This window comes from bacterium, assembly GCA_018814885.1.
Lineage (GTDB): Bacteria > Krumholzibacteriota > Krumholzibacteriia > LZORAL124-64-63 > LZORAL124-64-63 > JAHIYU01.
In genome coordinates, this window is record JAHIYU010000200.1 from 20,539 (window position 1) to 30,792 (window position 10,254).

The 10,254-nt window shown below is 66.0% G+C and carries 6 protein-coding genes; all 6 read left to right on the forward strand.

The window, feature by feature from the left end; all coding sequences use genetic code 11:
- The 6 genes from KJ554_15410 (at window position 1) to KJ554_15435 (ending at window position 10,125) form a co-directional block, all read left to right on the forward strand.
- Complete coding sequence (locus KJ554_15410; GenBank protein MBU0743718.1) at window positions 1-879, forward strand: sugar ABC transporter permease; 879 nt, start codon at window positions 1-3, stop codon at window positions 877-879.
- Window positions 876-1,712, forward strand: coding sequence for a sugar ABC transporter permease (locus KJ554_15415; protein MBU0743719.1), 837 nt, complete (start codon window positions 876-878; stop codon window positions 1,710-1,712). Before KJ554_15410 ends, KJ554_15415 begins: the two co-directional genes overlap by 4 nt.
- Before the next feature lie 210 nt (window positions 1,713-1,922).
- A complete protein-coding gene (locus KJ554_15420) occupies window positions 1,923-2,669 on the forward strand; it encodes a hypothetical protein (protein ID MBU0743720.1) in 747 nt (248 codons plus the stop codon).
- Window positions 2,670-2,968: 299 nt separating this feature from the next.
- Window positions 2,969-3,715, forward strand: coding sequence for a hypothetical protein (locus KJ554_15425; GenBank protein ID MBU0743721.1), 747 nt, complete (start codon window positions 2,969-2,971; stop codon window positions 3,713-3,715).
- A gap of 234 nt (window positions 3,716-3,949) precedes the next feature.
- On the forward strand, window positions 3,950-7,720 hold the full coding sequence (locus tag KJ554_15430) for a hypothetical protein (GenBank protein ID MBU0743722.1): 3,771 nt from the start codon (window positions 3,950-3,952) through the stop codon (window positions 7,718-7,720).
- A 14-nt stretch (window positions 7,721-7,734) separates the two neighbouring features.
- Window positions 7,735-10,125 carry an Ig-like domain-containing protein gene (locus KJ554_15435; protein MBU0743723.1) on the forward strand — a complete coding sequence of 797 codons (2,391 nt, stop codon included), beginning with the start codon at window positions 7,735-7,737 and terminating at the stop codon, window positions 10,123-10,125.
- Window positions 10,126-10,254: the final 129 nt, after the last annotated feature.

Genomic DNA, 10,254 nt, shown 5'->3' on the forward strand with positions numbered 1-10,254 from the left:
ATGAACGAATCGCGCGCCAACAGGATGGCCTTGATGTTCCTGGCGCCGGCGGTGACGGTGCTGCTGCTGGTGGTGGCGTACCCCTTCCTCTACAACATCGGGATGTCGTTCACCAACTGGAACATGTACCACTTCCGCGACCCGTCCTTCACCGGGCTGCAGAACTACGGGCGGCTGTTCCTGGAAGAGCGCTTCTGGACGATCCTGGTCAAGACCTTCCTCTGGACCGGCGTCAATCTGGTCTTCCACTTCACGCTCGGTCTCGGCGCCGCCCTGCTGCTCAACCGCCGTCTGCCCGGGCGCCCCATCTACCGGGCGCTGCTGATCCTGCCCTGGGCCATGCCCCAGTACATCTCGGCCCTGACCTGGCGGGGCATGTTCAACCTGGAGTACGGGGCGGTCAACCTGCTGCTGGGCAAGCTCGGCATCGCGCCGATCGGGTGGTTCAGCGGCGAGGGCGCGGCCTTCTCCGCCGCGATCATCACCAACATCTGGCTCGGCTTTCCCTTCATCATGGTTGTGGCCCTGGGCGGCCTGCAGAGCATCCCCCGGGAGCTCTACGAAGCGGCGCGCATCGACGGCGCCGGCGCCTGGCGGCAGTTCCGCTCCATCACCCTGCCCATGCTCAAACCGGTGCTCATGCCGGCCCTGGTGCTGGGCACCATCTGGACCTTCAACAACCTCAACGTCATCTGGCTGGTGACCGACCAGGGCCAGCCCGCCGACAAGTCCCACATCCTGGTCACCTTCGTCTACAAGGCGGCCTTCACCTACTACCGCTACGGTTATGCGGCCGCCTTCTCGGTGTTGATATTCCTGATCCTGTTCTCCATCGTGCGCGCGTACGACCGGGTCTCGCGAGAGGAGGCGCCGGCATGAGAGGCGTGCGCAAGGCCTGGACCCACGTCTGGGTGCATCTGCTGGTGTGGATCTTCGTGATCTTCGCGATCTTCCCCATCGTCCAGATCATCGGCATCAGTCTGCGGCCGGGCGACCAGCTCTACACCACCGATCTGAATCCCATCCCCGACAACGCGACCTTCGAGGCCTATCGCATCATCGTCCAAGACAAGCCTTTCACCCTGTGGATGCGCAACAGCCTGCTGGTGTCGCTGTCGACGGCCCTGATCGGCGTGTCGCTGGCGAGCCTGGCCGGCTACGCCTTCTCGCGCGCCCGGTTCCGGGGACACGGGGCGGCGCTGCAAGGTATTCTGGTGACCCAGATGTTCCCGGCGACGATGCTGCTGCTGCCCCTCTACATGCTCATGCGCAAGCTCATGCTGGTGGACACGCTCTTCGGCGTGGTGATCGCCTACGTGGCCACGGCCCTGCCCTTCTGCATCTGGACCATGAAGGGCTACTACGACACCATCCCGGTTGACCTGGAGGAGGCCGCCGTGATCGACGGCGCGAGCCGTTTCCAGGCCTTCCTGCGCGTGACGCTGCCCCTGAGCGCGCCGGCCCTGGTGATCACCGCGCTGTTCTCCTTCATGACAGGCTGGAGCGAGTTCATCGTGGCGCGCGTGCTGTTGCCCAGCGCCGAGCTGCACACCCTGCCGCTGGGACTGGAGTCCCTGGCTGCCACCTACCAGACCGAGTGGGCCAACTACGCCGCCGGCTCGGTCCTTGTCTGTATCCCGGTGGTGGTGCTGTTCCTGCTGCTCAGCCGGTATCTCATCTCCGGCCTGACGCTGGGCGGGGTCAAGGGCTGAGGCGAGGAGGGGGCGTGCGATGAAGATCTTGTTGCCATCATTATTTTGAGAATATGTTATCCTCGGGTCGGAATATTTGACAGATTCGGCTGGATATATATGCTATAATCTGTCCGGTAATCATCGGTGCCGAATACTTCGGACGTGGTGGGGACTGTAGACTGTGTCTGGTTCCCGTTCCAACAACCTGCCAAGGGGAGGCTGCCTCTCATGAAGAAACTGCTAACTGTCGTGGCTCTGTCCTTTGTCCTGGCCGCCGGCGCGGCCTTCGCCCAGCCCTTCTACGTGGCCGGCGACATGAACGGCTGGGATGCCACGGTTGCCCAGATGTTCGACGACGGCACCAACGGCGACGCGGTGGCCGGCGACGGCATCCACTCGCTGCTGATGAACATCGCGTTCGCGGGTCGCTACGAGTGGAAGGCCGCCCTGTTCGGCTGGGGAGACTCCTGGCCCCACTCCGGCAACAGCTGGTTCTACACCACCTCGGACAACGAGGATGTGCTGTTCACCTTCAACATCAACACCGTGGGCGACGGCTGGCTGGCCGACGGCTACTGGCCCCACACGGACCACAGCTTTGCCGCCAGGCTGGTCGGCGACCTGCAGATGGAACTCGGCGATCCCGCCAACTGGGACAACGTCGGTGGCAGCCTGATCCTGCACGATGATGGGCTCAACGGCGACGCGGTGGCCGGAGACGCCAATTACACCCTCCTGGGCAGCATCAGCACCCCCGCCACCTATTACTGGAAGGTCACGCTCGATGGCCTCTGGGACGCGATCGGCGCCGACGGCACGGGTGTCAACGCCGCCAACATGGAGCTCGTCGTCGACGAGCCCTGCTTGGTGTACTTCGTGCTGGACGCCTTCCTCGGCCGCCTCTACGGAGGCTGCGAGGCGCCCGTCGGCAACGAGGTCCTGAACTGGAGCAACGTCAAGAGTCTCTACCGCTAGAAATCGGGATTCGTTTTCAATCAGGGGCGAACGCTTGCCGTTCGCCCCATCTTCATGCCTCGTGGGGCATGATCCCTTGAAATCACACTAAGCTATTCTCTTCAATCGGATGCATGTTGTCCGGGAAGCCCCATGAGCCTTTTATACGAATTACCGTCCAATGGAATATTTATCATCATTCGCAAGCAAATATGTTATTATCTGTATATCAAATCATTGCCGGATATTCGATCGCGGAGGGGTCTGTCGAATGTATCCGGTTCCCGCTTCAACGATTTGCCAAGGGGAGGCTGCATCTCATGAAGAAACTGCTAACTGTCGTGGCTCTGTCCTTTGTCCTGGCCGCCGGCGCGGCCTTCGCCCAGCCCTTCTACGTGGCCGGCGACATGAACGGCTGGAACGCCGAGACCCTGCAGATGGTCGACGACGGCACCAGCGGCGACGCGGTGGCCGGCGACGGCATCCACTCCCTGCTGGTGACCATCGAGTTCGCCGGCCGTCACGAGTGGAAGGCCGCCCTGTTCGGCTGGGGCGACTCCTGGCCCTACTCCGGCAACAGCTGGTTCTACACCACCTCGGACAACGAGGATGTGCTGTTCACCTTCAACATCAACACCGTGGGCGACGGCTGGCTGGCCGACGGCTACTGGCCCTACACGGACCATTCCCTCGCCATCAAGATCGTGGGCGACGTGCAGGTGCCACTCGGCGATCCTGATAACTGGAATAACGCGACCGGCAGCCTGTTCCTGCACGACGACGGTCTGAACGGCGACGCGGTGGCCGGCGACGGCTACTACACCCTGTTGGGCAACATCGGCACACCGGCGACCTACTATTGGAAGGTCGTGGTCGACGGGACCTGGGACGCGATCGGCGCCGACGGTGCGGGCGTGAACGCCGCCAACATGGAACTCGTCCTGTCGGAGCCCTGCTTGGTGTACTTCGTGCTGAACGCCAACCTCGGCCGTCTCTACGCGAGTTGCGAGGCGCCCGTCGACAACGAGGTCCTGAACTGGAGCAACGTCAAGAGCCTCTACCGCTAGAAATCGGGATTCGTTTTCAATCAGGGGCGAACGCACTTCGTTCGCCCCTTTTTTCTGTCCAGAGTGTGGGAATCCTTGAAATCACCTATACTTATTTGATACAATTACATGCGTCGCGCACGGAAACCCTCGTGGGTCTTATCCGTGCCGTGTTTGTGTTGAACCGTCCACACCTCTCTGCCGTGGTCGCATAGAGGCGGTGCATCCAATCGTGAATCGGGTCATGGAGGCCGCATGAGCGCCTGTCGTTGCTCGAGGTTTCGTCATGTTCTGCTTGCGTCCTTGGTGTTGCTTGCCTGCGCCTGCGGTGCGACCGTTTCACGAGGCGCCGTCGAGGTATCGGTCCTGGCCGTGGACCGGGTCGGCCTCGACGCCACGCTCCCTCCCGCGGCCGACCTGCTCTCGATCACGCTGCACGATCCCGCGAGGACGCCGCGCCTGCGCGTGAGCTTCCTGAGCTGCGCAGCGGAGCCCGTCGCGCTGGGTGGAGCGAAGGCCCAGCCCACCGATGTGCCTCTGCGGATCACCGCGACGCCGCACGGCGGCGTTGCGTCCATGATCACCGACATGCGTCTGACGCGAGACGGCGACAAGTTCGTCGCCGACGATCGGGCCCTGCGCCGCGCCGGCGATCCCGACGCGGTCTGGATCGACCTGGCGCCCTCGCTGCTCAGGGGCGCCGGACCTGCGTCCCCGGTCATCTTCACGGTCGAGACCCTGCCCGGCGAGACGGTCACCGCCAGCTATCCGCCCGACAAGGTCTTCGCCGCCAACTGCGCGCTGGTGCTGCACGGCAACCAGGGCCTGGGCTACAGCGAAGTCTTCGCCGGCCGCAGCGAAGACCTCGAGGGTTCGGGCTTCGACGAGGCGCTGCAGGTCCACGAGGGCACCGGCGTCCCGGGCAATTTCCATCTGAGCGGTCCGCTGCAGTCGTCGGCCGAGTGGTCGCGCAACAGCGGCGACCCGGTGGATTTCAACGGCTGGCTGGCCGCCGGCGTCTCGGCGGGCTGGGCGGGCATGATCACCTCGGCCTACGCGCAGCACATCATGCCGTTCGTCGCGAATGACATGAACGACTGGGCCGTGAGCATCGAGTCGGACATGATCGGCACCCGCTACGGCTACACGCCGCGCGTGGCCTGGGTGCCCGAACGCGTCTGGCTGAACACGTCGGGCTATCCGTCCGCCGGCGTGAACGACTGGATCGGCGACAACTTCCAGGGCCACGACGTCTGGGGCGTGATCCTGGACGACGACGTGCATCTCGCCGGCCACGACAACCACCAGATCCACTTCCTCGACGCCAACGGCCTGCGTCTGGTGCCGCGCGACCGCTCGTTCACCGGCAACATCGTCGGGGGCAACGGGCAGGCGTCCCTGGACATTCTCACGGGGCTGGCCAACTCGGGCGTGGGGGAATACCGCATCGCGGTCCTGGCCGAGGACTGGGAAGCCATCGCCGAGATGGGCGGCTGGGCCGTCGTCACGCCCAACGCCAAGGAGGCCTACGACTGGATCGTGGGCAAATGCGACACCGAGAGCGCCTGGTTGAGCACCTGGAAGCTGGCCGACGCCCTGACCAATCCCAACTTCAACGGCGACACCTTCTCGCCGACGCCCGGCACCTACGGCGAGATCGGCGGCTTCGACGGCTACGGCGGCGGCGACAACGGCTGGTACACGCACTGGGCCGGCTACATACCCTGGGCCAACGGCGGCGACGGCGACGGCATCTGCGCGGGCGCGGGCGGCAACTGCAAGAACTACGGCACGCTCTGGAGCGAGGCCTTCGGCGCCCTGATGGCCGCGCCCGACAACAACGTGTCGCAGGCCGGCTGGTACGTGCTGATGACCAACCTGTACGAGACGGCCTGGCACGACGGCATGGGCGGCGACATCTCGGGCTGGGAGCATCGCTATTCGTCCCACATCAAGAACGCCATGATCTACGCCGAGGCGGCCCACTGGCTCGACGGCGACTACGCCGCCACCACCGCCTGCTTCTTCAGCGACATCGACAACGACGGCTACGACGAGGTGGTCATGCACAACGACCGCCTCTTCGCCGTGATCGAGGGCGTGGGCGGACGCGTGACGCACCTGTTCGTCAAGGGCCCCGGCTACGGCGATACCGCCATCGGCAGCGACAACGTCAACTGGAACGGCGACGGCGACTACAACGACGCCAACCACGTGGGCGCCTTCAGCGATGTCGGGCCCAACTACCAGCACGACGTCTACGGCCTGGAGATCGTCCAGGGCAGCGGCACCACCGTCGTGCTGAAAGCCACCCATGCCGAGGTGACCAAGGAGATCACCCTCGTCGAGGGGGACGCCTTCCTCGAGGCCGTCTACCGCGTCGGTTCCGCCACCCACTGGCTGCAGGCCGGCTTCTCGCCCTCGCTGGTGGACCTGATCTGGAATGCCGACATGGACCGCGTCTGGCCCGCGGACGCAGCCTACATGGGCCGGCGCAACCCCAATACCGGCATCGCCGCGGCCTGGGTGCTGGGCACCGCAGGCGCCACGCACCAGCTGGACTTCTCGGGCACGCTCATGCGCGGCGACGAGGTCAAGGCCGCGGGCGCCTTCGCGGTGCGGCTGTACGCCGGGTTGACGGGCGCGCCCGACGGCGGCGGCGACATCGCCGAGCTGCGCGCGGTCGCGAATGATCTCACGGACACGCTCGGTCCCCTGGCCCTGTCCGCCGACTACTACCCGACCACCGACCGGCTGGTGATCGGCTTCGACCAGCCGGCCGATCCCGCCTCGCTCGTCCCCGCGGGCGTCGGCCTGGACGAGGACGGCGACGACCTGGCCGAAGTCGCCCTGGGCGCCGGCACGACGGTGCTGGAGACCACGCCCGCCTACGCGTTGACCCTGCAGCTGGACGCCTCCGATGCCGCGGCCGTCGAGGCTCTCGATCCCGCCCAGATCCTGCTGTTGATGGCCTCCGGCACGGTCGCCGACGCCGGTGGCGTACCGAACGACGGGTTGACCGCCGCCGACGAGGTCGGCGTGGCCATCCACGCGGCGACCCTGATGACCATCGACGGCCGCCTGGACGCCGGCGAGTGGGACGGTTACCTGGCCCTGCCCGATTCGAACGACTCGGCCTGGACCGCGTCCAATGAGCTCGACGGCCTCTACGTCGCCTGGGACGCCGACTACCTCTACGTGGCCATCGACGGCATCGTGCACACCAATTCCTGGTTGCTCTACGTTGACGTCGATCCCGGCGGCCCCGGGGGCGAGACCGACCTCACGGCCATCGACACCTGGGAGCGGGGCGTGCTGTTCACGGCCCCCGGCTTCCGCGCCGACTTCCAGTACGGCTGCTACCAGCACCAGTCGGCCTGGGACGGCGACAGCTTCTGGGAGATCACCACGGCGACCGCCGCCTCCGACCGTACGGGCGAGATCATCTCCGCCCACGACGCCGCGCACGCCTACGGCGCCGCCGGCGCCAGCGAGCTGGCCATCCCCTGGGACGTGCTCTACGAGCTCGGTGCCGGCCATGTGCCCGTCGGCGCACAACTCGGCCTGGTGGCGTCGATCTGCTGGGACCCCGAGCCCGACGGCGAGCTGGGCGGCGACTCGGTCCCCAACAACGCGGCGGCGCTGCTGCCGACCATCGACACGGTCTGGACCTTCACCGTCGACGACGACGGCGACGGCCTGCCGGATTCCTGGGGCGGCACCGCCGTCCCGTCCCCGGCCGGGGCGATGCGTCTCTGGCCACCCCATCCCAACCCGTTCAACCCGCAGACCCGGATCAGCTTCGAACTGCCCGACGGCGCGCCGTCCCACGTCACCCTTTCCGTGTACACCCTGCGCGGCGAACGGGTGACCGTCCTGGTGGACGGAGCGCTCCCGGCGGGTCGTCATGCTGTCGCCTGGCGTGGAACAAGCGACGACGGCCGACCCCTGGCCGCCGGCACATATGTCTGTCGACTCGAACACGGCGGACGGGCCACGGCCCGTACGCTGACTCTCGTCAAGTGAGGAGGAGGAAATTCATGCGCAACGGTATCATCAAGATCTGGCTGGTCCTGCTGGCGGCGGCGGCGCTGCTGATCCCGGCGGCGGCTTCGGCCCAGGTTCCCCAGACCATCGTCATCGACGGCGTCAACGACTTCAACGGCGCCAACCTGGTCGACGCCGACGGCGGCGACACCGAGCACGTGCCCCTGGACCTGGGCGACTGCTACGTCACAAACGACGCGGTCAACCTCTACTTAGGCTTCGAGCAGGACCAGGATGCCTGGACCGACATCCAGCTCGGCATCGCCATCGACCTGAACACCGTCGCGGGCGGGATCACCGACCCCTGGGGCCGTCAGATCGAATGGTCCCTGAGCGGCACGCTGCCCGACTTCATCATGTACGTGAACCTGGACAACGGCTGGCAGGACCTGCGGGTCTGGAATACGGGTACGAGCGTCTGGGACTCGGCCGTCGCGGGCACCAACGCCCTGGGCTGGGTCACGGGCACCGGCTTCAAGGAGCTGGCGGTGCTGCTGAGCACCCTGGGCGTTTCCGCCTCCGACGATATCAACGTCGAGTTCTGGGTCACCCAGGGAACCACCAACAAGGGCCCCCTGGACGCCGCGGCCAACGACGCCAGCCAGCTCTCGACCCCCGGCGGCACGACCTGGGAGACCCCTTCACCCATTCCCATGCTCGTCTACCTGCCCTACACCATCCAGGCTGCGGCCGATCCCGACCCGCCGGTGGTCAGCGGGGCCCTGCACCTGGTCGACAGCCAGGTCAAGGTGACCTTCAACGAGCCCGTGGACCAGACCACCGCCGAGGTCGCCGGCAACTACAACGTCACCGGCGCGACGGTGACCGGCGCCGCGCGTCACGTCACGAACCTGAACGTGGTCAACCTGACCCTGGCCGCCGACATCGGTCCCAGCGTCTCGATGTACACGGTGACCGTCAGCAACGTGGAGGACCTCGCCGGCAATCCCATCACCGAGAACGGCTCGGACAACGTGGCCTGCTTCGCGCTGAAGAACGTGCTGTTCCGCGGCCGCATGGGCCCGTTCCTGGGCTCCCAGACCGAACCCTACGGCGGCTTCACGGTCGAGGGCAGCCCCGCTCCCCTGACCTGGGCCCTCTGCGACGGCATGGACGGAGTGGACGTCGGCGGCAGCGTCTACGAGGTGGACGCCGACTTCTGCATCCCCGGCAGCTGCGGTGCGGGCACCGCCCAGGCCAACATGGAGTGGAAGTGGGTCTACGACTGCGTGACCTACGAGCCCCTGGGCTCCAACCGCCAGCACCTGCTGGACCTCGCCACCGGCGCCAACGACGTCATCGACGTGTGGTGGAACGATCAGGACCCGTCCCAGTTCACGGCCCACGACATCGACGTGCTCTTTTTCGTCGACACGGTCCTGCTGGGCCTCGCGCCCGGCGACTCCATGTCGATCAACGGCGAGAAGCTGCCCCTGAACTGGAACATCCCCCCGGAGCTGCAGATGGTGGACGACGGCACCGGCATCGATGTCAACCCCGCCGACGAGATCTACTCGCTGCTGGTCACCTTCCCGGCCGGCACGGAGAAGAACGTCAACTACAAGTTCGTGCACAACAGCACGTACGAGTGCCTGACCCAGGGCGATCGCAACGTGTACCTGAACGACGAGCTCTTCGACACGGTCGGCGGCGCCCTCGGCCCCCTGACCCTGCCGGTGGTGCATTTCGACGCCTGTGACGTCATCTGGCGCGGCGTAGAGGTCGTCTTCAGCGTCGACGTGAACGATCAGCAGGAGCCCGTCGGCGGCACCGACGTGATCTCCGTCAACGGCACACCGAGCAACTCGGTGACGCCCAGCTTCAACTGGGACGTGCCCTCGCTCAACCAGATGCTCGACGACGGCGTGCTGCCCGACGCGGCGGCCGGCGACGGCGTCTACACGGTGTCGGTCATGTTCGCCGACTCGAGCCAGATCCACACCAACTACAAGTACCTCGTCAACGACGTGTACGAGTGCTCCGATCAGGGCAACCGTTACGTCGCGGTCGACGCCGACAACTTCGACGACGCCGGCAACCCGCAGGTGCTGCCGCTGGACAACCTGCACCAGTGCAACACCACAGGCGCCAGCGACGCGACACCCGCGCGCCTGGCCCTGGACCAGAACCACCCCAACCCCTTCAACCCGATGACCGAGATCCGCTTCACGGTGCACCGCGCCGGGACCGGGTCGCTCAGGGTCTTCAACGTGAAGGGCGAGCTGGTCCGCACGCTGCTGCAGGGCAGCCTGTCGACCGGCCCGCATGTCGTGACCTGGGACGGCGCGGACGCGTCCGGCCGCCAGTCGCCGACGGGCGTCTACTTCTACCGTCTCGATCTGAACGGGGACGTGGACGTGCGGAAGATGATGCTGGTGAAGTGAGTGCCCAGCCAAGGGCACATCGTAGCTAGCTGGCTGAGAGGTGCCAGCCGGGGTAGATGCCTGTCAGCCCCGTAGCGAGGGGCCGGGTCGTCCGTGGTAACACGACGGCCTAAGCGGCCCGACAACGTC

What these genes read in the sequence shown, in the direction of transcription:
- KJ554_15410 (MBU0743718.1), top strand. Translation starts at nt 1, where the DNA reads ATGAACGAATCGCGCGCCAACAGGATGGCCTTGATGTTCCTGGCGCCG.
- KJ554_15415 (MBU0743719.1), top strand. Translation starts at nt 876, where the DNA reads ATGAGAGGCGTGCGCAAGGCCTGGACCCACGTCTGGGTGCATCTGCTG.
- KJ554_15420 (MBU0743720.1), top strand. Translation starts at nt 1,923, where the DNA reads ATGAAGAAACTGCTAACTGTCGTGGCTCTGTCCTTTGTCCTGGCCGCC.
- KJ554_15425 (MBU0743721.1), top strand. Translation starts at nt 2,969, where the DNA reads ATGAAGAAACTGCTAACTGTCGTGGCTCTGTCCTTTGTCCTGGCCGCC.
- KJ554_15430 (MBU0743722.1), top strand. Translation starts at nt 3,950, where the DNA reads ATGAGCGCCTGTCGTTGCTCGAGGTTTCGTCATGTTCTGCTTGCGTCC.
- KJ554_15435 (MBU0743723.1), top strand. Translation starts at nt 7,735, where the DNA reads ATGCGCAACGGTATCATCAAGATCTGGCTGGTCCTGCTGGCGGCGGCG.